This is a genomic window from Peribacillus sp. NPDC101480, assembly GCF_050277335.1.
Classification (GTDB): Bacteria; Bacillota; Bacilli; order Bacillales; family DSM-1321; genus Peribacillus.
Map to the genome: position 1 here is coordinate 152,191 of NZ_JBNNSB010000005.1, position 24,152 is coordinate 176,342.

Here is a 24,152-nt window from a genome sequence, read left to right on the forward strand (position 1 = left end):
AATCCCCCTCTTCATGTGGTCCTTCAATTTATGTCCGATCAGTTATAAACTTCATTCTTTTTTAGACCTTCGATCAATACCTCGATGACTTCTTTACGGCTAAAGGTAGCTGGAGGAATTTCTCCGTTACGCAGCATTTCCCTTACTTTCGTTCCAGACAGGATGACATGGTCTTCCTTGCCATGAGGACAAGTTTTAGCGGAAGCCATATTGCCACATTCTTTACAATAAAAACTATGTTCAAAGAATAATAGCGTGATCCCTAACTCATCTGCGTTGAAATTCCCAAAGATTTTTTGAGCATCATATGTGCCATAATAATCGCCCACACCCGCATGATCACGTCCGACGATAAAATGGGTGCAACCATAATTTTTACGGACCATGGCATGGAAAATGGCTTCTCTAGGTCCTGCATAACGCATGGCAGCAGGGAAAACTGCAAGGGAGACGCGATCCTTAGGATAATATTTTTCAAGCAGCACTTTATAGCTTTCCATTCTTACATCTGCCGGAATGTCATCTGATTTAGTGGCACCTACGAGAGGATTTAAGAATAAGCCGTCGACAATCTCCAATGCTGTCTTTTGAATGTATTCATGTGCACGGTGAACAGGGTTCCTGGTTTGGAAGCCGACAACCGTTTCCCAGCCCTTTTCAGCAAAAGCTTTCCTTGTCTCGACCGGGTCCAAATAATTAGCTTGAAACTGCGGACGCTCTATTCTCTTGATCAACTTTATTTCCCCGCCGGCATATACATCACCGCGGTTATATAAATTTTTCACTCCTGGATGCTTCTCATCATCCGTTTGATAAACTAATGTCGCTTCCAATTGCTTATCTGGTGTGTATATATCGGAAACGGAGAGAACCCCGTATGTTTCACCTTCATGAGTCAACGTTACTTCTTCACCTATAGTAAGGGTTTCGGCAGTTTCTTCGGTCAAAGGCAGCGTAATCGGGATGCTCCATACATGACCGCTGCTAAGCCTCATATCCTTGACCACTGTCTCATAGTCACTTTTTGTAAAGAATCCTTTAATTGGACTGTAGGCACCAGTGCCTATCAATTCAAGATCACTTAAAGCAATTTCATCGATTTCGATCGACTTTGTTATTTTACTAATATCATAATTTGGTTCCCAAAGATCGATTAGTGTTCCTCCGTGCGGTAAACTGATTGTCATGCTAATTTCCCCCTATGGTTTCTATTTATTTAAGATAAATGCAATCCGCATTCCGTTTTTTGAGCTCCTTGCCAACGGCCAGAGCGTAAATCATCTGCATTGAAGGCTGGTGCTGTACATGTTTTACATCCAATGCTCGGATATCCATTATCATGCAGGATATTATATGGAAGTCCGTTTTTATGGGCATAGCGCCAAACATCTTTCCATGTCCAATGTATGAGTGGACATATTTTAACTGACTTGAACTTATTATCCTTATTGATATACTCGGTCGAAGCCCTTGTCTCGGATTGCTCCCTCCGCAGTCCCGAAAGCCATGCTGTTGCCGTTGAAAGCACATCGGTAAGCGGAATGATTTTACGGATGTTACAGCACTTATTTGAATCTCTAACCCATAATTCATCCCCATATTCCGCTGCTTGTTCCTCAAGCGTCAAGGCAGGTTTCTTCATTTCTATCGAAAGCTTTGGATATCGCTTTTTCACTTGCTCGATCAATTGATAAGTTTCCTCAAAATGAACATCTGTATCAAGGAAAACTATTTTGGCAGAAGGATTGACCTTCGCCAATAAATCCGTAAGCACGATGCCTTCAATGCCAAAACTGCAAGCATAAATCAGTTCGTTTCCATAATGGTCATTCGCCCATTGCAGAACTTCCAAAGCACCTTTTGTCTCACTGTCTTCGGGAAATACAGGGAAATCCCCAGTGTTGAAATTTTCATAGTTTATTAATGCAGCCAACTTTGTAGCCCCCTCTAAAACTTGCTGTATCAGGTTAGAGTAACTGTTGATCAATACCCGTTGTAATCTTCTCCAGTTTATTTGACTCTAGGAAAAAAGAGACGAATCTAACCAATACTCTCTTTATATCAGTTAAACCCGCCTCTAGTTTTTCTAGTCAGCAGATACCTTATTTAATTCTTAATTTTTCATTTCTTTCCATTTGAATGATTTTACCATCCTGGACAATAAGTGTAATGGACCCATATTTCATAGAATTAAGCATTTCTTGAAGTCGTTCAAATATTTCTTCAAGCTGATTCTCTTTATCCAAGCCTGTTCCTCCTTTAAGAAAATCCGCGAATTTCTTATTTTCACCGCTGATCAAATGAATTTCTTAGATTTATATAATTCCAAACAACCTTACATTGTTATGGTTTGCCTACAACTTTCCAAAAAGCAAAAATCTTTCCATGATGGAAAGATCCCAAGGTAAATATCTTTACCTTATCTTCCAAAATGATCAACATTTTGTTGGAGGTAGCACCTTGCATCGACCATGCAGGTTGCTGGACTTCAAAGGGCCAATTCCCTCCGTCGCTCTGGATAAGTTTTATTATTTTAAATATTAACATATATTTAATCCTTGTCAATGGAGTTTTCTTATAAAATAACTTGGTTTAATATTATGGATGAACTGTTATTTTTATACACACTATTCCGATTATGATTTTATGTTCATGTAAATATGAAAATAGACTCGTCTTTTTAGATAAAGCCTCCAAAAAAATGAGTCTATTTTCATTAACAAGCCTATAATTGGCGCCTGTCATCTATCCGAAAAAATAATTTCTCGAATTCCAGTCCTTTTAAACGAAGGGATTACTCGAATTCATTAATTTCTTAACTGTATCGCTTCTACAAATTCTTGAACTTGACTCTGGACCCGATCAATTAAATGCAAATCATTTATCGGTTTTTCTGAATTCTGTTTATCTATTTCCTTATCAACAAAATAAATGCCCTGCAGCGGCTCGCCTTTTAATATTGAAATTAATGGTTTAAGTGCATAGTCAATCGCCAATAGATGCCTGTTACTTCCGCCAATCATGATTGGCAGTACTGGCTTACCCTTAAAAGCACCTTCTGGCAGCAAATCAATCAAGGCCTTCAATACACCTGTATAAGAAGCCTTATAAACCGGTGAACCAATAATGACACCTCTAGCTGCTTGAATTTTCTCTGAAAGCTTTAAGATATCTTCGCTATTATATTTGCCTTTGAATAAATCATCTGCTGAGAAATCCGTGATTGAGAAATAAGCTGTAGTAAATCCTTCGTTTTCGACTAATGATTGAATATGTTTTAGTGAAATGTCCGTTCTGGACGGAATAGCCGGACTTCCTGATAAAATTACGATATCGCTCATTTAATATACCCCTCCAATATTACATGATTGCCAGATAAAATCTTCGTAAAGCATTTCGTACAGTATGCATTTATCGTAATAGTCTGAAAAATATAAGTCAAATCTTACACTCTGGACATCTACTCTGAAGGAAAATAAAACGGTCATATTTGCGGCTTGATGCTAAAGCCCTTCAATATGACCGTTTCATTATGTATGTTTTTGTTTTCCATGAATACCATATACCAAAAGTTGAGCAATGCTCTTAATTCGTTCAGAAGTAAAATATGGCTCCTTTTTCTGCTGGTGGATCTCATAATGTGTAGATAATGCCAATGTGAATGAAATGATCCCTACATTAAATAGGATAATATCAGAGATATATTGTATCTCACCACTATCTATTCTCTTCTGTATTTCAATATGCCTGGCATTCGGCTTGAAAATCTGATCTACATATTGCTTCGAAATATCTTGATCGAATTGTGTTTCCCTGAATAGTATCGAAAATTGTTCTTTATTATCAAGAATTTTATTTATCATGGTGCAAACATGATTCTCCACTAGATCATCCGTGGATAGATGGCTAGTCCCATCTTCAGTTTCCTCTTTCTCATCAGGGGTAATTGTAGCTAATAGCAAATCTTTTTTGCTGTCAAAGTATTTGTAAATAGTAGCTTCGGAAACATTGCATGCAGAGGCAATTTCATTCGTTCTTGTCATGTCAAAACCTTTAGTGGCAAAAAGAGTCCGGGCTACATTTATGATTCGTTCTTTCGTTTGCTGCCCTTTTTTCAAAAATATCAACCTTCTTTTATGATGATAAGACCGGTGTCACCAATCTATTTAACATGATATCCCGATGGTATCAATCGGTCAATATTACCTTTGATTCATTAGAATTCAATATTCCCATATATCATAAATAGAAAACATCGTCTAAATTGGGACGAAGTTTTCTTTTACAGAAAATCACTTAAAGGATGCATAGCCATCATCGACCATGACTACACTTCCATTGATCGCATTGCTTCCTCTAACGATAATAGATAGACGGCATTTGCAACGGCTTCTGGCTTAATTAATTTACCGCGCATTTGACTTGCATTCAATTTATCGATGATTCCCATATCTTTATAGCCTTGAATGATAGGAGTGTCAACCCCGCCTGGCGCAATGCCCACTACCCGTATGCCATAAGCACCCAATTCCAAAGCGGCGGTCTGTGTCATAATTCTTACAGCTCCTTTAGTCGCCTGATAGGCAAAGGTTCCGTGGGAAGCTAAGTAGCCAAACACAGAAGCGGTATTAATAATGACCCCCTTGTTACCTAGCTCCTTCATTTTCCGTCCTGCTGCCATGATTCCAAAGGCAACTCCGTGCTGATTCACTCCAATCGTTTTGAAGTAACCCTCCATATCTTGATTGGGGATCATACCGCCTGCACCGATGCCGGCATTATTAAACATGATATCGATCCTTCCGAATCTTTCCGCTGCTTTTTTGATTAAGGATTCAACATCCTCCTGCTTAGAAACATCCGTTTTTACAAAAATGGCCTCTCCGCCATCCGCTGTTATCTGTTCAACGGTTTCCTGTCCCATTTCTTCATTAAAATCCGCAACAACGACCTTGTCCCCTTTTGCTGCGAATTTCAAACATGTGGCTCGGCCAATACCGCTTGCTCCTCCTGTACTGCAACTCTTGCTGTCATATACATTCCCCTTTCAACACCGAAATTTAGTGAGTGTTTACTTACCTTTTTTAATTACAAAAGTAAAGAATATTTAATTCAAGCAATATGTATTTATATAGGGTTTTGAGCTTTCAAAAGTAAAGCTGTCCTATTAATAGGACAGCTTCATTTTTTAACAGGTTTTCAATTCGGCCTTACTTATGGATGTCTTCACCATTTCAATGAAAAGCTGCATAAAACGATCATCACCTGTTAATTCTGGATGAAACGCACTAACGAGGACATGGTCTTGTCTCGCAGCCACTACATTCTCTTCATAAACAGCCAATACTTCTACACCTTCTCCAATTCCATCAGCAAATGGCGCCCGGATGAAAACTGCCTTATAAGGAGTTTCCATTCCTTTGATTGATAGTTCAGCCTCGAAACTATCCTTTTGACGTCCAAATCCGTTCCTTTTCACGGAAATGTCCATTAGTCCAAGATAGGCCTTCTCATCGCCAGTCAATTCATTGGCCGCCAATACCATCCCAGCACATGTACCGAAAATTGGCTTTTTATCTTCGAAGAAAGTTTTGACCGGTTCCATAAATCCATAACGATCCATTAGCTTCCTCATCGTCGTGCTTTCTCCGCCCGGAATGATCAAACCATCGATTTCAAGTAACTGCTCCGGCTTTTTTACTATAACTGCTTGTTCGCCGGCAGCTTTGATTTGATTCAAGTGTTCTTCAACCGCTCCCTGTAATCCCAAAACACCGATAGTTATCATATTACCATCCACGTTCCTGCATCCGTTCTGCCGGAGCTAGTTTGGAAATATCAATTCCTTTCATTGCACTTCCTAACTCTTTGGACAACCGGCCAATCAATTCATAATCCGTGAAATATGTAGTCGCTTGAACGATTGCGGAGGCGAATTTTTCTGGAGTTTCAGATTTAAAAATACCAGACCCAACGAAAACGCCATCTGCTCCCAATTCCATCATCAATGCAGCATCTGCTGGAGTGGCAATTCCGCCGGCTGCAAAGTTAACTACAGGCAATTTACCTGTGCGTTTGATTTCTCTTAAAATTTCATAAGGGGCTCCAAGATTTTTTGCCTCTGTCATTAATTCATCATCACTCATGATGCTCACTTTGCGAATTTGTGACTGTACCTTTCTCATATGACGCACAGCTTCCACAATATTACCTGTTCCTGGTTCTCCTTTTGTACGAAGCATTGATGCTCCTTCACCAATACGGCGCGCAGCTTCGCCTAAATCACGGCAGCCACAAACGAAAGGTACTGTGAAATCACTTTTTAGAATATGGTATTCTTCATCCGCAGGAGTCAGCACTTCACTTTCATCTATATAATCCACTCCCATTGATTCCAGGACCCTTGATTCAACGATATGGCCAATCCTTGCTTTAGCCATGACCGGGATGGACACTGCATTCATTACTTCCTCGACAATTCGCGGATCTGCCATTCTTGCTACGCCGCCAGCCGCACGGATGTCGGAAGGAACCCTTTCCAATGCCATGACAGCGACAGCACCAGATGCTTCTGCGATTTTTGCTTGTTCTGCGTTAATGACGTCCATGATCACGCCACCCTTTTGCATTTGTGCCATTCCTCTTTTTACTGTGTCAGTTCCTAATAATTTTTCCATTTTTTTCTTCCCCCTAATATTTGCATTTTTTAGATTTGTTAGGCTTAGTATAAAAAAGAGTTGACCGCATTGAAAGTGTCAGTTTTAATAAATTTAATGGGGTCAGTAAAAATTTATCAAAAAGGTGGCAACAAAATGAATATGCTTTCTTGCGATTTAAATCGGTTAAGTGAAGTACCTTTGTACGAACAATTATATTCATATATTAAAAAAGAAATCATTGAAGGCCGTCTTCTTTACGGCACAAAACTGCCTTCCAAACGGAAATTGGCAGAGTTCCTGCAAATAAGTCAAAATACTGTGGAGACTGCATATGAACAATTGACTGCTGAAGGATACGTTGAAGTCATACCAAGAAAAGGGTACTATATTCAAACATTCGAGGATTTAGAGTATACACAAACTAACGAAGTATCAGTGGAACAAATCAATCATAAAGAAGGGGAATTACTATATCATTTTCATCCCAGCCAAATTGACACGGAACATTTCCCATTTGAAAAATGGAGAAAATACATGAAAAGCAAAATCGATGAATCACATCAAGATCTTCTATTACTTGGGGATTCTCAAGGGGAATATGAATTACGATGTGAAATTGCCCATTATTTGTATCATGCACGTGGTGTACAATGTGTTCCAGAACAGATCATCATTGGTGCAGGAATGGAAATTTTATTACAGCAGCTTGTCCTGCTATTCGATAAAAATGCCATCTATGGTGTTGAAGATCCCGGGTATCACTTGATTCATCGGATTTTACGCAGCTACCCAAATGAAGTCCATCCACTGCAAATTGATGAAGAAGGCGTAAAGGTGAACCAAATTGAAGATTCAAACATCGACGTTGTATATGTCACTCCCTCACATCACTTCCCCAATGGGACAATCCTATCCGTTAACAGACGGACGCGATTGTTGAACTGGGCTCAAGGGGCAGCAAACCGCTATATTATCGAAGACGATTATGATAGTGAATTTCGTTATAGTGGAAAAACAATTCCTTCCTTACAAAGTATGGATGCTGGTGATAAGGTGATTTATTTAGGGTCATTTTCAAAATCATTGATGCCATCAATTCGGATCAGTTATATGGTTCTTCCCGCTCCATTGTTACAAATGCATCAACAGGAATTATCTTTTTACCATTCAACCGTTTCACGGATTGATCAGCATGTGTTGACACAGTTCATGAAGGAAGGGGATTTTGAAAAGCATTTAAATCGGATGAGGAAAGTGTACCGTCGGAAGTTGGAAAAAGTGATTGATCTATTTAAACCCCATCAACAAATAAAAATCATTGGAGAGCGGTCAGGATTGCATATAGTCCTCATCGTTAAGAACGGCATGGATGAACAGACACTTATTCAAAAGGCAAACGAAGACCATATTAAAATTTATGGATTATCAACATATTCAATCGAGAAAATTGACGAACATCCTCCAAAAATTATATTGGGCTTTGCAGGGATTCCTGAATCCGAATTGGAAAAAGCCATTCACCTTTTATTGAACTCATGGGGTTTATAAAGAAAAAAGAAGCTCACTTTCGTGAGCTTCTTTAAGCTTGTCGATAAAATGGGATTCGGAAAGGTCTCATTCTGGTTCCTTTCATGATTTTAAACAAGACTTTTATTTGGAATGAAACCATAATGGATTGAACACACTCTTGCCGAATGACTGGTTAGCCGCGAGGAGGCTGGGCAGGAAGGCTCGGGGACCGAAAAATGCGTTGACGGTCGAATAATGTGTAGTGTAGGTCGAATATATTGCGTGTAGGTCGAATAAAGCACGGTGTAGATCGAATAATGCACGGTGTAGGTCGAATAATGCACGGTGTAGGTCGAATAAACTGCTTTGGCTAAAAAAACTGCAGGCAAACTCGCTTTTCTTCGTGTTTGTCTACAGTCTGATTAATTAACTCTAGTGAATCTTTAACTTTTAGATAAATACTGTTCCATCATATCCTTTGGTACCATGCTCCCGCCGGTCGCCCAGATGATATGTGTGGACTGGTTCATTTTATCCACCAGTTTTTGGTCCATGAGATATTTCTTTCCTTCTGCAGCTTTAAAAAGTTGTATCGGACCGAATGCTCCTGCGAGGGCAGATGGCTCTAAATAATGACCTTCCGTCTCTGCCATTCCCCTGAGCAGATCGAATAACCTTTTATCTTCTATGGTATAGCTACCGCTTAACATGGTCGTCATCATACGGGAAACCAATGCTGAAGGCCTTCCGACAGCAAGACCATCCGCTTCCGTCTTATTATCGATGCCAAAGTCCTGCACCGAGATTTTGTCATGAAGGCCTGTCATCAATCCGAGCGTCATGCTTGGTGAATGTGTCGGCTCTGCAAAAAAACAATGTACATTATCTTCAAAGGCTAGCTTGAGCCCATATGTAATACCACCGGGCCCGCCGCCGACTCCGCATGGCAAGTACACAAACAAAGGGTGATCTTCGTCTACTGGTATGGACATATCTTTCAGTTGTTTCTTCAGGCGCGTTGCAGCTGTTGCATAACCTAGCAGTAGATCCATTGAATTTTCATCATCAATAAAATGGCAATCGGGATCAAGTAATGCTTCATTACGGCCTTCTTCTACAGCTTTACTATAATCATCATCATATTCCTTTACAATGACTCCAAGACTTGTTAATTTATCCTTTTTCCACTGTTTGGCATCTGCCGACATATGGACCGTTACTTTGAATCCCAGCTTAGCGCTTATTATTCCAATACTCATTCCTAAATTGCCGGTTGAGCCGACTGCAATCGAATATTTTGAAAAAAGCTCTTTGTATTCATCACTTGCAAGTACCCCATAATTATCAGTCCGTTTTAATCCACCATGCTTCATTGCTATTTCCTCAGCACGTTTTAAGACCTCATAAATACCTCCGCGAGCCTTGATGGAACCTGATATTGGTAAATGACTGTCACATTTTAGCAAAAGATTCCCAGCCATTTTAGTTCCATAGGATTTTTCCAAGTTTTTTTGCATGGAAGGAATCTCGACTAGTGGTGATTCAATGATCCCCTCCAGTGGTTCGGTTTCTGGAAAGGCTTTAATTATATAATCGGCAAATCTATTTAATCTTTCTTCAGCAGATTTAACTTGTTCAGCTTGGACGATTGGGTTTTCTTGCTTGTTACCGTAATCTGGATTCGTCCAGAAGACTTCGTTCATCTTTATCACATTATTAAGTATAGGATCCTTTGCTTTCCAATCCATGATCGATAAGCCTGCGATTTTATGCATCTCCACAGCAGTCCCTCCCGGAAATGTAGTTTTCATCATCTACTATAACTCAACAAACAGCAATAAAGATTACAATTTTCACTTTTTTACGAATAATCAGCTTAGAAAGTCAAATTCACTTTTAATTTCCCACGCACACTATTAATAAACCAAATTTCCTCAGCGTTATTAAGGTCAGCTTTTGAAATGGGTTTTTCCTTGATCTCCTTCTTCCTGATCAGGTCTTGACGAAATGTTCCAGCAAGCAGACCTGCTTCCACCGGAGGGGTATAGAGGTCACCATTTATCTTCACCACTACATTTCCGTTCGTGAATTCCGTTATGAATCCTTCTTCATTCCAAAGCAAAACATCATGGAAGTCAGGATTATTCATTTGAAATCCTTCATATACATCACGATTGGTGGTCTTATGAAATAGAAATGGATTTGCGCTTGATATTGGAGTTTCAGCCAAGATTGCCATAAATTCTGAATCAAGGGGCTTGATTGCTTGTCCAGAGACTTCAATTTCACCATTTTCATGAAGTAATACCCTCACCTTTTGTAACGTCCCTTGATTCATATCCGCATACTTTTGGAGTTGATCTCTAAGATTCAATTCAGGGAACCGGTAATCGAAGTAATCAGCGGATTGTTTCATCCGATCGATATGATCAGTCAACAAATAATATTCGCCATCGCTGAGCTTCATTGATTCCAATAGTTTGTAAGCTGGCCTTTCCACCGTCAATAATTTGGCTTTTAAAAAAGCTTCGTCATATTCTTCCGATAGCTCGGAATCCCAAGTGATTCCCCCGCCTACCCCATACTCGGCTTTCCCAGTTTCGTTATCGATCACGACCGTACGAATCGGCACATTAAAGATTGCTTCGGATTCAGGTGTGATGAACCCGATTGCACCGCAATAAACATCACGTGGTGAATTCTCGATATCAGCGATGATTTCCATCGTTTTAATTTTAGGTGCCCCTGTTATCGATCCACAAGGGAAAAGGGCCTTGAATATATCGATGATTGTTGTTCCTGGATTCGTATCGGCCGTAATCGTGGATGTCATTTGCCAAACAGTCGGATATTTTTCAATTGCCTTTAGCTGTGGAACCTTGACGCTTCCTGGTTCTGCAATCATTCCCAAATCATTTCTGAGCAGGTCAACAATCATGTAGTTTTCAGCTTGATTCTTTTCCGAGGCTGCTAACCAGTCTGCATTAAGCTGATCCATTTTCAGTGTCGTTCCCCGCTTTACCGTTCCCTTCATTGGCCGAGTAATCAGCTGACCATCTTCCCAACGGAAAAACAATTCGGGTGAAGCCGATAGGATTCGATGTGTCCCCACATTCAAATATGCACTATAGTTTGAGCGTTGAGCTCTCTTCAAACGATCAAAAAAAGCGAAGTCATCTCCTTCGAACCTGGATTGTAAACGCATCGTGTAATTGACTTGATATGTATTGCCTTTCTCGATTTCCGATTTTATCCTTTGAAACCCGGAATGATAGTTATGTGAGTCCGTTTCTGATTGCCATTCAGCTAAATTAAAAGCCCCTGTCATTTTTTCAGGTAATTCTTCTTCAGGTTTATCGAAAATCCCGAACCATAATAATGGCATTTTGGCTCCATCTTTTACTTTAAAAGATTTTTCAAAAGCAGGTGCCGCTTCATAGGAAACGTATCCCGCTGCATAATGCCCCTGTTCTATCGCTTCCTGGACTTTTTGGAATTGGGGAATGACATCCTCAATTGTATGGGCGGTGAACACTTTTTTCGGGTTCATAAAATATAGAGGCCTGCTGTCACCTTGTTTATCTGTGAAGTGAAATATTAAGGATAAAGGATCTTCTCGTTTCATTCTTCTCTCCTGACTTTGTTTATGAAGTAAATCGGTATGTATTTTATAAAAAAGCTTGCAGACACGGAATCTGCAAGCTCATTCTTTGACACTTATTTCATTCCAGTAACTTCTGCAATGATTTCATAAGAACGAAGGCGTGCATCCTGATCATAAATGGCAGAGTTTATAATCATTTCGTCCGCCTGTGTTTCATTTAAAAATGCCTGCAACTGCTCTTTTACCTCTTTTGGATTTCCTATGATGGAAGCGTTCAGCTGCTTCATGACAATGGCCTTTTCATATTCTGTCCAAAGGCCTTCCATTGTATCAACTGGAGGAGCAAGTTGACCGGGCGTGTTACGTATTAAATTCAAGAACTGCTGTTGATAAGAAGTAGCAATCCTTTGCGCTTCTTCTGTAGTATCAGCTGCAAATACATTGACACCAACCATGACATAAGGTTTATCAAGAACGTCGGATGGCTGGAAATTATTGCGGTAACGGGCTAAAGCCGGTTGAGTATTTTCAGGGGAAAAATGGCTTGCAAATGAAAATGGCAATCCCAGCTGTGCTGATAATGCTGCACTGAAGCCGCTTGAACCAAGCAGCCAAATCGGAATATCCTGTCCTTCGCCAGGGATGGCGCGAACACGGTTATGTTTGGAATCCGCATCTAAATAACTACGGAGCTGCGCCAATTGTTCAGGAAAATCCTGACCGTTATTACGTACATCACCCCTGAGTGCCATGGCTGTATATTGGTCGCTTCCCGGTGCACGGCCCAGTCCTAAATCTATTCTACCAGGATACATTGCTTCCAATGTACCAAATTGTTCTGCGATAACGAGCGGTGCATGATTCGGCAGCATAATGCCTCCAGAACCGACACGAATTCTTTCCGTCTTTCCTGCCACATAGCCTATAAGCACTGACGTTGCAGAGCTTGCGATTCCTGGCATGCTATGGTGTTCTGCAACCCAGAAACGATTATAATTCCATTGCTCCACATGCTTGGCTAATTCTACTGTATTTTTAAAAGCTCCCGAAACTGTACCACCTTCAACAATAGAAGCTAGGTCCAGAACGGAAAAAGAAATGTCGCTAAGTTTTTTTGCATGTTGATCAGCATTCATATCTTCATCTTCTTTCTTTCAATTATGATAAATTGGACGCAAAGCCATCATATAGAAAATGCACACAAAATGCACACAAAATGCTCGAAGGAGTTAACTGTTAAGAATTTCCTTGGCAATCAAACGAAACGAATTAAGCCTATCCTCCAACTTATGAGTGATGGTTATCAGCATGATTTCATCTGCTTGGTATTTCTCCTGAATCTCCAAAAGACGATACCTTACTTGTGAAGGGGTACCAAAAATCAGTTTTTCATGCATGGTTTTCATCAATGCTTTTTCTTTTTCAGTCCAATCATGGTTCCTTACCTCTTCTATGCTTGGAACCTGCTTTCTTTCACCATGTCCACTTTGAATTTTCCATAGTATGTTGCTAAGGGCGATTTCTTTCGCATGTTCCTCCGTTTCTGCGCAAATGGCCGAAACTGTAACAATAGTTTTAGGTTCTTTAACAAACCCTTTTGTTTGAAAGTGTTCACGGTACTGATGAAAGCTTTGAACTCCATCATTTTCACTCATGAACTCACCAAATGCGTATGCAGTTCCATTCTCAGCCGCAAGTTTTGCACTTTTCCCGCTTGTTCCCAAAATCCATGGTTCAGGCGGCACCTTTGGGATAGGAGCAGCAGAGACATTTGAAAATGGATGTTCATTCGGAAATTCATCTTTTAGAAAATTCAACAGTTCTTGAACTAGTTCAGGCATTTTGTAAACATTCTGCAGAAAATTATCGGATAATGCCATCGTTGCTTCGGCAGATCCACCAGGAGCACGCCCGATTCCCATATCAATCCGGCCAGGAAAAAGAGTAGCTAGCATATTATAAGTCTCTGCTATACGGTATGGCTTATAATGTGGAAGCAGCACTGCCCCTGAACCAATCCGGATATTTTTTGTTTGTGCACCAATATAGCTTATCAAAACCTCTGGAACGGAACATGCCAATCCCGGGAGATCATGATGTTCAGTTAACCAGATTCTGCTATAACCAAGTCTATCTCCTTCTTGTGCGAGTTGCAGTGAAGCTTGCAAGGCTTCTTGTGCTGATTGTCCTGATGCAATTGGTGATTGATCCAAAATGCTAAGTTTCATTTTGTAACCTACTTTCTTGTCTTTCGTAGCTTAATGGTAAATCATAACTATTCGAAAGTCCCCTGAAATGCTTGCTTTGTTATTTTAGTTTGCAGCCTTTAGCAAAAAATATAAGGAGTTGATTTCAAATTGGGGAGTATGGAGCTATCAATATATTCTAACGAGGTGTTTGCTTTAATATATTATTGGCGGCAGGTAGATCAAGGACTTATCACTTTATTCTATCGAGGTATTTTTAAGTATATATATGTAAATGAAGAAAAGCCCTTATTAAGGGCCTTTCCCGAGCTATTCACTTTTTTTGAATTGAGATAGTAATTCATTTGCCATGATTTTTGAATCCAAACGAGCCGCTATATATGGAGGCTGGACCCGATTATTGGACTCTACGGGCAGCCCTAGCCAGACAACTCGTTTATCCAAGATGATAAACGAAAAGGAAACAGGTGAACAAATAAATTGATCAGAGTGGATATCAGGGTTTCTTTTTGCTGAAATGATCGTCAATTTCACTGTAGGGTTTCGTTTCATTAAATATTGCTGCCATTCTTCTGACAAACTGTTCAAATCCGGAACAGCAAAAACCATCTCTAGTTTTGTTGATTCAATATCTTCCTGAAAGTCCCCCAATTTACGGGCATGCATCCATTGTAATTTCGGATGCTGATGTTTAATCCATTTTCCAATGTCTTTCTTTGATACAATCTGATCATTTTGAATTTGATGATCGACAAGCTGACGAAGTGTTTTGCTGCGATAAACGTGTTTGTTAACAAATGAAGTGTCACATACATGTATGAACTTACCCTTAGTCCTTGTTATGGCCACGTTAATGAGCCTTTCACTTTCTCTCCCTGTCAATAACATTCCAGCCCTGTTTTGCGGATAACTATCAACTGTGTCAAAAATCATCATCTCCCGTTCACTTCCCTGGAAACGGTGTACAGTTGCAGCGATGATATCCGCCGTTTGCCGTTCTTTGACATATAAGTCATCCAATAGTTTTTCCATCAAATCTGCCTGGGCACGATATGGGGCGACATAACCGATTGACCTTGCCCCGCCCTCATAAGCTTCATGAATCAGTTGAAAAGATAAAAGCAATTGCCATATATTCATTTTCGAGTGGGATGTCCGTTCAGTGATGCAATATTCCCCTGCTAAGCTAGTATCAAGCAGTGCCGCTGCCTTATTGGCAAATGGTTCCGCCAGCATTATTCCCTCCCTGCTGGTCGCAACACTTTTATGATCGCCAACAAAATTGTTATAGACGACACGATTAGTGAATGCTGAAATATCCGGATGCATGCGGCGCTGTTCCTTTAATAGGAATAAATGGGGATGAAGTTCTCCTTCTTCAACAGACTGGGCCACACCAGCGCGATGAAAAATGTCTTCCTTCAGCCAAAGTTTCACTAGGGAATCACGAGCCGAAGCAATAGGTGGCAATTGTTTGAAATCACCACAAACGATAATATGCTTGGCTAACGCTGCAGCAAAAGCCACCTGAGGTACGTATGCCATACTCGCTTCGTCCAAAATGACCAGATCATACTCCTTTTGATAAACCGTTTCATCATTTGCGGCTTTAGCCAAGGTCGTTCCGATGACTTTTGCTTCTTTTACGAATTGAACCTCTTTTTGGCGGATTTTCTCCAAGACTTTGGCCAGCTTTTTCTCTATCTCAATTAATTGATCTGTATCCCTTTTACTGAAGGACCCTGCCAAGTCATGCTTTAACAGACGTTTCTCTTCGCCAAGCTCTTCTTTTTCTTTAACTAATGTCGGTTCATGTTTACCTAATAATTGCCCTGTAACAATATCATCATGGATGGCTAGTGATTCACCGATTTGAGATCCATAGCGAAGCACATCGCCTTCTTTGAAACGATCTTTCTTTTTAATGAATGACGAAATTTCAGCCATCAAAACATCGACAGCCTGGTTGCTATGGGACAAAACCAGAACTTTTTTATCCTGTAAATAATGATTGGCTACTGTACGAGCCAATGTATAGGTTTTTCCTGTTCCAGGGGGTCCCCAAACAAAAGTGACAGGGTTGAATTTCGAGCGGGCATATAATTCTTTTACGCTGCTTTGTTTTTCAATTAAAGGATGTTTTTGCGGCATGGACGGATCCATCAGGCGCTTGATCCGAAGCCTTTTCCTTTTGCTTCTCTTGATTTCATCCAGGCGGATGATCAATTGCTCAAGCAATTCCCAAGGATCGTGGTATAAAAAGGCTTCATCGATCATATCGCCTAGCGAGCGATCAAAAACAATGATTATACTTTTTCCTTCCGATGAGAGGATTCTCCCCTCTTGCTTAATCCCTCCCCATTCCAGTCGAACGAGGGAACCGACAGGGGTTTTTATCGATGAACCTGTTTCGAAATAATAGTTGAAAGAATCGCCACCTGTAAGCAGATGGCCGTTCGAAATCAGGTATTTTGTGCTGCCATATTTTTTCAAATGCAGGATTTCAAGTTGAAGCGCCTGCTGCCATTCTTTTATATAATTAACTGTCGAATTCATTTTTCACTTTCCTCACAAAATATGCCATTGAAGTACAAAGAAACTGGCCCATTGGCTAGGCTCCGAAGTAGGAAATAACGCTGTTACCAAGACTTTTTGCGCGATACCTGTTTCTTAAGCATATAAAATAAGGCCCAATCAATAGATTGGGCCTCTCCTACGCCAATGTTTTAACTATAGCATTTTTTATAAAATCATACCATGGGCTCTTTTGGAAGAAATGGTTTAGATTAGCCTTCTGTCAACTCAGTGAATTGGTCGACAAGATCGCTGAAAATCTTCATTGCGTTTTCGATTGGATCAGGTTTAGTTAAATCTACGCCTGTTTTCTTAAGCAGCTCCAATGGGAAATCGGAACTCCCGCTTTTCAAGAAGGTCAAATAACTTTCAAGTGTTTTTTCGTCCCCTGAGAGGATTTTATCAGCGATGGTGATGGCTGAAACGTAACCAGTAGCATATTTGTAGACATAAAATGGACGATAAAAGTGTGGGATACGTGACCAGCCATACTTCACTTCTTCATCGAAAATTATTTCATCTCCATTATAAGCACGAAATATTGATTCATAGGCTGTATTAAAAACCTCGGCATTTAGAGGTTCATCATTTTCAGCTTTTTCATGTACGACCTTTTCGAACTCCGCAAACATCACCTGTGTGAAGAATGTTCCTTTAAAACTATCTATGAAATGGTTAAGTAAGTGTTTTTTCTTCTGCACGTCTTTTGTAGTCTTAATCAAATGGCGAATCAAAAGGATTTCATTCACAGTGGAAGCAACTTCAGCGACAAAAATGGAATACCCAGCACTTATTTGCGGTTGATATTTTGAACTATAGAATGAATGCATTCCATGTCCAGATTCATGTGCAAGTGTAAACACACTGTCTAAATCATCACGGTGATTTAATAAAATGAAAGGATGAACACCATAAAGTCCTAAATTGTAAGCACCTGACCGTTTTCCAGGTGTTTCCCTTACGTCGATATATCTTTTTTCCTTAAAGGTTTTCAGGATTGTGATATATTCTTCGCCAAGAGGTTTCAGTGCTTCAACCATCAAAGAAAAACCATCATCGTAAGAAATCTCCTCTTTAGCGCCTTCGACTAATGGCACACTTAAATCATAGGCACGCAATTCCTCTACACCAAGCAATTTTTTTCTTAAATGAATATATTTATGCATGGGCCCGATATTTTGTTTAGTAGACATAATCAAATTATCATAAACCTCTTTTGGAACTTGATCTCCAAATAGAGATTTTTCCAAGGCTGATGGATAATTTCTTAGTTTTGAAAGATTCACATTATTCTTGATTGCAGTGGAAAGTGTGGAAGCGATTGTATTCTTCAATTGTACATATGGCTGATAATAGGCGAAATAAGCCTCTTTTCTTTTATCGCGATCATCGTCTTCAATCAATTTGGAATACATTCCCCTTGTCAGCTCTACCCTCTCGCCGTCTTCATTCGTAACCTCCCCAAATTTTATATCAGCATTGTTTATCATCCCGAACGTTTTTTGAGGTGCTGAAAAGGCTTCGCCTATTTGGGAAAGCACCTCTTCTTGTTCTTTCGTTAACACATGGGCTTTATAGCGGAAGGAATCAAGTAAATCCTCCTCAAAATATTTCAAACCCTCGATTTCATTTATGTACCCTTTTAATGTGTGTTCTTCCAGGCTCAAAAGAAACGGCATGAAAAATGCAGAAGCATTACTGATTTTCTGCCCTAACTTACCAGCCCGATCCAATAATGCTTGTGATGAGGTTACCCGAGTATCTAAATCAGCTTGCAGCATGGCAAATACATATAGCTTGTTATAAATGTACCCAAGTTCTTCACTTAATCGTAAATAATCGAACAAATCTTGAGCTGACTGAATCCGACCATCATAAGTTTTTAATTTTTCTGCCATCTTCAGGACTTCTTGATAATCCTTTTCCCAGATAGTTTGATCATCGTAAATATCCTCTAAGTTCCATGTTTCTTCTATTTTTATTTCGTCACGTGATTTAAACGTTTGCATATTATCTACACTTCCTTTCATCCTTTATAGCTTACCCTTTATTATAATCGACTTTCAGAAAAATCTGCATAGAAAAACCAGTATGCTAAAAATACATACTGGTTTTTCTGTTTACAATTAGAATTTTGCTGCAGTTTCAGCAACTTTCGCCAATCCTTCTTCAACGATATCCTGTGAGCGATCTGGATATTGATTATGTCCCTCGATTACAACTGTTTCTGGGTTTGTTATGCCCCATAAGTTTAAATTCATCGTTACGTATTTCTCTGCCATTTCGGCAGCATCCATTCCAGGCAATGCATAATCTGATCCGCGTGCATTAAGTAAAGCCACTTTTTTACCACCAGCTAAACCGACTGGGCCTTCAGCTGTATATTTGAATGTTGTTCCAGCTTGAGCAAGATAAGAGATATAAGTTACCAATGGTGCCGGAACCGTTGCGTTCCATAGCGGGAAGGCAAATACCACTTTGTCGGCAGCAAGGAATTGATTCAAGTATTGTTGCACGATATCGGCAATCTCCACTTCTTCTTCAGTCAATTCCATGCCTTGGTTGCGTTTATATAGGGCAGTGATCGCTGTATTTCCGTAGTAAGGTAAGTTCAGTTTAAATAAATCCAATTCAGTTATTTCATCGTTACTATTTGCTTCCTTATATGTGTTCAAAAACGTTTCATACATTTTGACACTGATTGCTTGATCCGCTGGACGGTCATTTGATTTAACAAATAATACTTTAGACATTTTTGTTCCCCCAATTGTTATTATTGTATGTTTTTTTAAAAATAGCATTTAATCCATATATCTCGAATTAACTGCAATTGCTACTTTCACATTATAAATCTGAAAATCTTATAAGGCAAGAAATATGTTTTTTATTTTGCGCGCCTTTATTTTTTTTCCCGAGGCTTTATAAGCAGGACGCGAAAAAAACCGAGAGCAATTTGCCCTCGGTTAAGTTAACTCTTTATGATGGAAGGGGCACTTACCTTTTATCGGTTCTATATCATCCCCTATGAAAAATTGTTTCCATTCATTATGATTTACATCTCCAAAGTGACTGATATCCGGATGTTTAGGAAGGTTATCCCATTTCTCCACTCGTTCACGAACCTTTTCACGTGACATTATTCCGCCTTTTTCCGTTCCCTCCAAGCCCTCAAAGATCATCCGGGGTTGGAATCCAAGTACAAGGCTATTTCCTAAATCACGCGTTTTACGCTGTTTATAAGCAGGTGCATTACCAAAGACAAAGATTGGTTCCCCTGCAAAATGATAGTCCCATAAATAATGCTCGGGATCTTTCGGCTTATCAATTGGCCAAGGCTTTTCATCCGCTTTATGTAAGTATTGCAGGATATCCCAAAACCTTTTACGGTAAAATTCTATATCACCCTCTATTGATTCAGGCTCCATAAAGACGAAAAGACCGTGCCTGATATATGGGGGTTCCTGAAATAAATCAAGAAAACTTTCCACTGCTTTTGGGAGATTGGACCAATCTTTCTGTGTGATATAAGCATAGCGAAGTTCCCCTTTATTTTCAGCTTTCATACCAAAATAACAAGGAAAGGTTTTATCGGTCACTGTATTATGGAATGTTTGATATTCCTTAATTAGCCATTGCGGCACTCGATCGGGATTTGTCATATCTTCTTTTGTTAACAAACTTGAATTAGCAGTCAGCATCATTTTTCTCCTTAAATCGTTTTATTATATGTTACCCGCTTTAAATAAACTAAAACTTCTACGGACCAGTGCACCCTATATAATTACTTCTTTATTAAAGGGATTATGACTTCCTCCAGTTCATCGGAATTCAATTAAAAAACATTCGATCTGCATGTTAATCATTTTCTCTACAATTGGATAACCTAAGAAAAAAATAGGAGTGGTGCTTAATGGCAAGGAGAAGGAAAATTCTAGTATCTGAAGCGAGAAAAGGACTCGATGATTTAAAAGCAAAAGTTGCTGGTACAAAGAATCCCGAAGAAGCAAAGTTTGAAGTGGCAAAGGAAATTGGCGTACCACTGAAAAAAGACTATAACGGTGAACTGACATCCAAGCAGAATGGAAAAATAGGCGGAAAATTAGGCGGAGGCATGGTCAAGGAACTTGTCAAGATGGCACAGGAAAACTTAGGGAAAAAACATTAACAAGATTCGATCCCGTTTGGTAGTGCTCCCCTTTAAAAGCTCATATATAGAAACTGGACTTAACACGTTGGATGGCATTAAACCATAAAAAAGCCAACCTTAACGGGCTGGCTTTTTTAAAATCAACTAATTCTCACGGGTGAAACTCTTGAAACTACTGACATTATTAATTCCTCCGACATCGGGTAATTAGTGGCAGCTGGATCCGTCCTTACTGCTTTAAGAATTCTTTCCATATCGGATTGGTTAATTTCATAGGCGCTGAAGTCAGAGGGCAGCCCAAGATCGGATAGGAAAACACGGAGCTTTTCCACCACTTTCACTAAGGTTCTTTTTGAATCTTCATCATGGATTTTCACACTAAAGGCTTCGGCTATCAAATGGGCCTTTGGAAGATATAAATCCGGGGTTGATTCCATTACGACCGGTAATAACACAGCATTGGCCAATCCATGAGGAATACGGAATAACGCCCCATATGCGTGGGCAAAGTTATGAACCGGGATCGCATTCAATGCACTACAAAATGCAGTGATTCCCATCATGCTTCCATGAAGCATTTCCATTCTGGCCTCAATATTAGTTCCGTCCTTTACGGCCCCCTGTAAATTTCTATCAATAACTCGGATGGCCTGAAATGCATAAGCATCGGTTATTGATGTAGCCGCAGGTGAAACGATCGCTTCCATTGCATGTGTCAATGCATCTGCACCAGTAAACGCCGTAATATCACTCGGCAGTCCGACTGTTAACTCAGGATCTAGAATGGCAACATCCGAACTTAAAAAAACATTGTATATATTCATTTTTACTTTTTTATGTTCATTATATATGACTGCTATCGGAGATACTTCAGAACCGGTTCCTGCTGTTGTGGCTACGGAAATATGCGGGATATTCATGGATTGGGCTTTTGGAAAACCCTCATACAGATAGCCGCTTGGAATTGCATCTTTAATATCCGTAATTCCTTTGTATAATCCGAATTTCAATGCCTTTGCGGTATCAATGACACTCCCTCCACCGATGGCAAGTATGGCATCGGCATTCACTTCGCGTGCATATTTTAATGCTTCATTTACACATTCACTCGCTGCGTCTTGTGTAACACCCAGAAACTGTCCAACTATTTCAGCTCTGGCACCTAAATTCTCCTGATCAAAAGTTTCGGCAACTTTATTAACGACACCTGCATTTTCCAAGCCCGCATCACTTACGAGTAGAATCCTTTTGGCCCCGAGACCATTGAAAAGGTTTGGAATGAGTGAACGAGTGTTAGTGCCACTGTAAACCGAAGTCCTTAGCCAAAAATTCGATTGAGCGTTTACGTTCATACAGATCACCTCAGATATATTAGTCTATATTCTTAGATAAGGATTGTTTATACCCTGTCTCAAAGTTCCTGATGGCCATTCATTAACAAACATACTAAATAGTAAGCTTTTATCTTTTACCGGCTTTACAAAACCCCATATTCCTTTTCGTTACTTTGATAGATTTCTTCAATCCCCTTCCCTTTTGCCCTGGCTAAAATCTCCATCCGCACCGTTAATTGTTTCATGGTAAAATTCAATATAGCTTGTTGGTCATTGCCAAATGGATTTCCTAACCGATCATACCCCTCCGTATTTAACGCGATGGCCAGAGGAGAAAGTTGCTCCATTCTCTTTTCAACCTGTTTAAAGATATGTGGATGTTCACTGATGATTCGTTGCAGCAGGAAGGTCCCATAAGCAATATGGCGCGATTCATCCTTCTTCAAAAGACCCACGCCTTTTAATAAACCAGGCATCATTTTATTAGCTTCAAGCGTCTGATAAAAACCGAAATATCCAGTTTCTGCAAGAACTCCCTCGGTAAACATATTATAAACAGTGGCTGCTTCTGCCAATGCTTCAGGGGATTGGTCGGATAAAAGTTTCTCCATCGCTTCAGGCAATATTTCGTAAAATATCGATTTATAAGTGTCTGAATGATAAACTGTCAAATCACCCGTTTCACCAACCTGATCTAATGTATAACGAAAGAACTCCATATGCTTCGCTTCCTCGAACAGAAATGTCGTTAAGTACATTTCTTCTTCAATCCTGCCTTCTTTGGCTATCGTCATAATGAGAGGCAGCAAATCCAAAGTCACTGCTTCTTCCCCGCCCTGAAAAAGTGAAATGATCCGTAATAACACTTGCCTTTCAATATCAGTAAATGACTTCCAATCTTCTTTATCCTGGCTGAAATCAATGTCACGAGGATTCCATATACCGAATCTTTTGGCCTTTTGATAGAGTTTAAATGGCAGGGTATCTTCTCTAAAACTCCGGCTGGTGGTCGTTAAATTCTTTCTTTTCATGGTAATGCCTCCTTAAAATTAAGAACTTTAAACTTTTGTATCCAAGGATTTATTAAATTTGTAAGAGTTTTCATTATATTGTAAGATATTAGTAGCATTTATCCTAGCACTGAAAATGTAGGGAGGAATAAAGTCGAATGCTTGAGGAAACTATGATGAATCATGTAAAAAAGATTTCCCATCAAAAAGATATGGCAAATAAAGCACAAATGATCTTAAAGGGCTGTGTGGATTTTTTTTCATTTCAACGCGCTTCTTTATTCAGTTACTCATGTTTAACAGGAATGGGTGAAGGAATATGTGCATGTACGAGTGAAGATACCTTTTCATTACATAATGTTAAAGAAAATATTCATGATATATATCCCATCCACCAAGCAGTCATCCATAACAAACCCATATACTTAACCATCCAACATGCGAAATCCTCCATCCCTGCAAAATACGTTAAAAGGTTTTCCATCTCTTCATTGGCTATCATTCCGGTAATTGTGAATGACATGGCCATCGGTTTAGTGTTGGTTGATCCCATTCACGCTAACGAGCCTGTTACCAAGAATGATTTAATGAAGCTTTCCCATTATTTAAAATTGGCCGTAGGTTCGACATTGGATTCCGCCCCTCCCACTTACCTTCTAAGCAAACGTGAAGTGGAGGTCCTTCAATATTTAGCCAATGGATTGGGATTAAAGCAAATGGCACCAAAGATGAGCGTTAGTGAATTCACAGTCAGAGATCATATTTCTTCTGCTATCAGGAAATTGGGAGTGAATCACCGGACCGAGGCCGTCGCTGTTGCCATAAGGCACAAAATGATTATGTGAAACAAAAAAAACCTTCAAAGAAGGTTTCAGACTGTAAACAAACTCTATAAAATCGAATTTTTTACGGTTTGTACAATTTGAACGTTGATTTCCTCTCCAGGCACTCACTTTTCCCGCTGGCGTCTCGTACCCTCCGTTCCAATCAACTTTGTTTTAACTTTTAAATAGAACCCTTTTGCCTAAAGTCTTCATTTGAGGTGATGAGGATGCTTTCTAAAACATGATTCTATTCAGCGAAAACACGGAGGTCTCGTTGAGCCTCA

20 protein-coding genes, 1 pseudogene and 1 riboswitch are annotated in these 24,152 nt (G+C 39.7%); of the genes and pseudogenes, 3 read left to right on the top strand and 18 right to left on the bottom strand.

Annotation, left to right across the window (positions count from 1 at the left end; all coding sequences use genetic code 11):
• Positions 1–38: 38 nt before the first annotated feature.
• The 8 genes and pseudogenes from sat to pdxS form a co-directional block, all read right to left on the bottom strand.
• Entirely contained in the window at positions 39–1,187 is a 1,149-nt protein-coding gene (gene sat / locus ACQKMF_RS17860; protein ID WP_101225389.1) for a sulfate adenylyltransferase, read from the bottom strand.
• 29 nt (positions 1,188–1,216) lie between these two features.
• Complete coding sequence (locus ACQKMF_RS17865; protein ID WP_397315072.1) at positions 1,217–1,921, bottom strand: phosphoadenylyl-sulfate reductase; 705 nt, start codon at positions 1,919–1,921, stop codon at positions 1,217–1,219.
• Between the two features lie 181 nt (positions 1,922–2,102).
• The gene (locus tag ACQKMF_RS17870; RefSeq protein WP_072273036.1) at positions 2,103–2,246 is read right to left on the bottom strand and encodes a YezD family protein; all 144 of its coding nucleotides are present in this window, start codon (positions 2,244–2,246) and stop codon (positions 2,103–2,105) included.
• A gap of 170 nt (positions 2,247–2,416) precedes the next feature.
• Positions 2,417–2,525: riboswitch (SAM riboswitch) on the bottom strand.
• A 282-nt stretch (positions 2,526–2,807) separates the two neighbouring features.
• Positions 2,808–3,341 (bottom strand): NADPH-dependent FMN reductase, encoded by a 534-nt coding sequence (ssuE, locus tag ACQKMF_RS17875; RefSeq protein WP_402937152.1) that lies wholly within the window; start codon positions 3,339–3,341, stop codon positions 2,808–2,810.
• Between the two features lie 189 nt (positions 3,342–3,530).
• Positions 3,531–4,118, bottom strand: a complete 588-nt coding sequence (locus tag ACQKMF_RS17880; RefSeq protein ID WP_101225392.1) for a TetR/AcrR family transcriptional regulator — start codon at positions 4,116–4,118, stop codon at positions 3,531–3,533.
• 174 nt (positions 4,119–4,292) lie between these two features.
• A pseudogene (locus ACQKMF_RS17885) lies at positions 4,293–4,978 on the bottom strand (SDR family NAD(P)-dependent oxidoreductase).
• Positions 4,979–5,188: 210 nt separating this feature from the next.
• A complete protein-coding gene (pdxT, locus tag ACQKMF_RS17890; protein ID WP_260357991.1) occupies positions 5,189–5,788 on the bottom strand; it encodes a pyridoxal 5'-phosphate synthase glutaminase subunit PdxT in 600 nt (199 codons plus the stop codon).
• 1 nt (position 5,789) lies between these two features.
• Positions 5,790–6,677 carry a pyridoxal 5'-phosphate synthase lyase subunit PdxS gene (gene pdxS, locus ACQKMF_RS17895; protein ID WP_101225395.1) on the bottom strand — a complete coding sequence of 296 codons (888 nt, stop codon included), beginning with the start codon at positions 6,675–6,677 and terminating at the stop codon, positions 5,790–5,792.
• 135 nt (positions 6,678–6,812) lie between these two features.
• On the opposite strand from pdxS, the gene ACQKMF_RS17900 reads away from it, so the two are divergent.
• Complete coding sequence (locus ACQKMF_RS17900; protein WP_402937156.1) at positions 6,813–8,207, top strand: PLP-dependent aminotransferase family protein; 1,395 nt, start codon at positions 6,813–6,815, stop codon at positions 8,205–8,207.
• 404 nt (positions 8,208–8,611) lie between these two features.
• Here ACQKMF_RS17900 and ACQKMF_RS17905 read toward each other — a convergent pair whose 3' ends face one another.
• The 8 genes from ACQKMF_RS17905 to ACQKMF_RS17940 form a co-directional block, all read right to left on the bottom strand.
• Positions 8,612–9,943, bottom strand: coding sequence for a D-serine ammonia-lyase (locus tag ACQKMF_RS17905; protein WP_402940048.1), 1,332 nt, complete (start codon positions 9,941–9,943; stop codon positions 8,612–8,614).
• A gap of 101 nt (positions 9,944–10,044) precedes the next feature.
• Positions 10,045–11,793 carry an aminodeoxychorismate synthase component I gene (pabB, locus tag ACQKMF_RS17910; protein WP_427574307.1) on the bottom strand — a complete coding sequence of 583 codons (1,749 nt, stop codon included), beginning with the start codon at positions 11,791–11,793 and terminating at the stop codon, positions 10,045–10,047.
• Positions 11,794–11,885: 92 nt separating this feature from the next.
• The gene (locus ACQKMF_RS17915) at positions 11,886–12,908 is read right to left on the bottom strand and encodes an LLM class flavin-dependent oxidoreductase (protein ID WP_230175897.1); all 1,023 of its coding nucleotides are present in this window, start codon (positions 12,906–12,908) and stop codon (positions 11,886–11,888) included.
• Between the two features lie 93 nt (positions 12,909–13,001).
• Entirely contained in the window at positions 13,002–14,000 is a 999-nt protein-coding gene (locus ACQKMF_RS17920; RefSeq protein WP_402937161.1) for an LLM class flavin-dependent oxidoreductase, read from the bottom strand.
• Between the two features lie 288 nt (positions 14,001–14,288).
• Positions 14,289–16,535, bottom strand: coding sequence for an AAA domain-containing protein (locus ACQKMF_RS17925; protein WP_427574309.1), 2,247 nt, complete (start codon positions 16,533–16,535; stop codon positions 14,289–14,291).
• Between the two features lie 230 nt (positions 16,536–16,765).
• The gene (gene pepF / locus ACQKMF_RS17930) at positions 16,766–18,562 is read right to left on the bottom strand and encodes an oligoendopeptidase F (RefSeq protein ID WP_427574311.1); all 1,797 of its coding nucleotides are present in this window, start codon (positions 18,560–18,562) and stop codon (positions 16,766–16,768) included.
• Between the two features lie 117 nt (positions 18,563–18,679).
• Positions 18,680–19,354 carry an FMN-dependent NADH-azoreductase gene (locus ACQKMF_RS17935; protein ID WP_427574313.1) on the bottom strand — a complete coding sequence of 225 codons (675 nt, stop codon included), beginning with the start codon at positions 19,352–19,354 and terminating at the stop codon, positions 18,680–18,682.
• A gap of 162 nt (positions 19,355–19,516) precedes the next feature.
• Positions 19,517–20,251, bottom strand: a complete 735-nt coding sequence (locus tag ACQKMF_RS17940; protein WP_402937168.1) for a YqcI/YcgG family protein — start codon at positions 20,249–20,251, stop codon at positions 19,517–19,519.
• A 212-nt stretch (positions 20,252–20,463) separates the two neighbouring features.
• Between ACQKMF_RS17940 and ACQKMF_RS17945 the strand changes: the two genes are divergently transcribed.
• Positions 20,464–20,718 carry an alpha/beta-type small acid-soluble spore protein gene (locus ACQKMF_RS17945; protein ID WP_101225403.1) on the top strand — a complete coding sequence of 85 codons (255 nt, stop codon included), beginning with the start codon at positions 20,464–20,466 and terminating at the stop codon, positions 20,716–20,718.
• Positions 20,719–20,840: 122 nt separating this feature from the next.
• On the opposite strand, the gene ACQKMF_RS17950 is transcribed toward ACQKMF_RS17945, so the two are convergent.
• Positions 20,841–22,052, bottom strand: a complete 1,212-nt coding sequence (locus ACQKMF_RS17950) for an iron-containing alcohol dehydrogenase (protein ID WP_427574315.1) — start codon at positions 22,050–22,052, stop codon at positions 20,841–20,843.
• A 125-nt stretch (positions 22,053–22,177) separates the two neighbouring features.
• A complete protein-coding gene (locus ACQKMF_RS17955; protein WP_101225405.1) occupies positions 22,178–23,065 on the bottom strand; it encodes a R2-like ligand-binding oxidase in 888 nt (295 codons plus the stop codon).
• Between the two features lie 137 nt (positions 23,066–23,202).
• Here ACQKMF_RS17955 and ACQKMF_RS17960 point away from each other — a divergent pair, with 137 nt between their 5' ends.
• Positions 23,203–23,889 carry a response regulator transcription factor gene (locus tag ACQKMF_RS17960; RefSeq protein ID WP_101225406.1) on the top strand — a complete coding sequence of 229 codons (687 nt, stop codon included), beginning with the start codon at positions 23,203–23,205 and terminating at the stop codon, positions 23,887–23,889.
• Positions 23,890–24,152: the final 263 nt, after the last annotated feature.

What these genes read in the sequence shown, in the direction of transcription:
- ACQKMF_RS17940 (WP_402937168.1), bottom strand. Translation starts at nt 20,251, where the DNA reads ATGCTGACTGCTAATTCAAGTTTGTTAACAAAAGAAGATATGACAAAT.
- pdxS (WP_101225395.1), bottom strand. Translation starts at nt 6,677, where the DNA reads ATGGAAAAATTATTAGGAACTGACACAGTAAAAAGAGGAATGGCACAA.
- pdxT (WP_260357991.1), bottom strand. Translation starts at nt 5,788, where the DNA reads ATGATAACTATCGGTGTTTTGGGATTACAGGGAGCGGTTGAAGAACAC.
- ACQKMF_RS17935 (WP_427574313.1), bottom strand. Translation starts at nt 19,354, where the DNA reads ATGCTATTTTTAAAAAAACATACAATAATAACAATTGGGGGAACAAAA.
- pepF (WP_427574311.1), bottom strand. Translation starts at nt 18,562, where the DNA reads ATGCAAACGTTTAAATCACGTGACGAAATAAAAATAGAAGAAACATGG.
- pabB (WP_427574307.1), bottom strand. Translation starts at nt 11,793, where the DNA reads ATGAAACGAGAAGATCCTTTATCCTTAATATTTCACTTCACAGATAAA.
- ssuE (WP_402937152.1), bottom strand. Translation starts at nt 3,341, where the DNA reads ATGAGCGATATCGTAATTTTATCAGGAAGTCCGGCTATTCCGTCCAGA.
- ACQKMF_RS17920 (WP_402937161.1), bottom strand. Translation starts at nt 14,000, where the DNA reads ATGAAACTTAGCATTTTGGATCAATCACCAATTGCATCAGGACAATCA.
- ACQKMF_RS17925 (WP_427574309.1), bottom strand. Translation starts at nt 16,535, where the DNA reads ATGAATTCGACAGTTAATTATATAAAAGAATGGCAGCAGGCGCTTCAA.
- ACQKMF_RS17905 (WP_402940048.1), bottom strand. Translation starts at nt 9,943, where the DNA reads ATGCATAAAATCGCAGGCTTATCGATCATGGATTGGAAAGCAAAGGAT.
- sat (WP_101225389.1), bottom strand. Translation starts at nt 1,187, where the DNA reads ATGACAATCAGTTTACCGCACGGAGGAACACTAATCGATCTTTGGGAA.
- ACQKMF_RS17960 (WP_101225406.1), top strand. Translation starts at nt 23,203, where the DNA reads ATGCTTGAGGAAACTATGATGAATCATGTAAAAAAGATTTCCCATCAA.
- ACQKMF_RS17955 (WP_101225405.1), bottom strand. Translation starts at nt 23,065, where the DNA reads ATGAAAAGAAAGAATTTAACGACCACCAGCCGGAGTTTTAGAGAAGAT.
- ACQKMF_RS17915 (WP_230175897.1), bottom strand. Translation starts at nt 12,908, where the DNA reads ATGAATGCTGATCAACATGCAAAAAAACTTAGCGACATTTCTTTTTCC.
- ACQKMF_RS17945 (WP_101225403.1), top strand. Translation starts at nt 20,464, where the DNA reads ATGGCAAGGAGAAGGAAAATTCTAGTATCTGAAGCGAGAAAAGGACTC.
- ACQKMF_RS17900 (WP_402937156.1), top strand. Translation starts at nt 6,813, where the DNA reads ATGAATATGCTTTCTTGCGATTTAAATCGGTTAAGTGAAGTACCTTTG.
- ACQKMF_RS17950 (WP_427574315.1), bottom strand. Translation starts at nt 22,052, where the DNA reads ATGAACGTAAACGCTCAATCGAATTTTTGGCTAAGGACTTCGGTTTAC.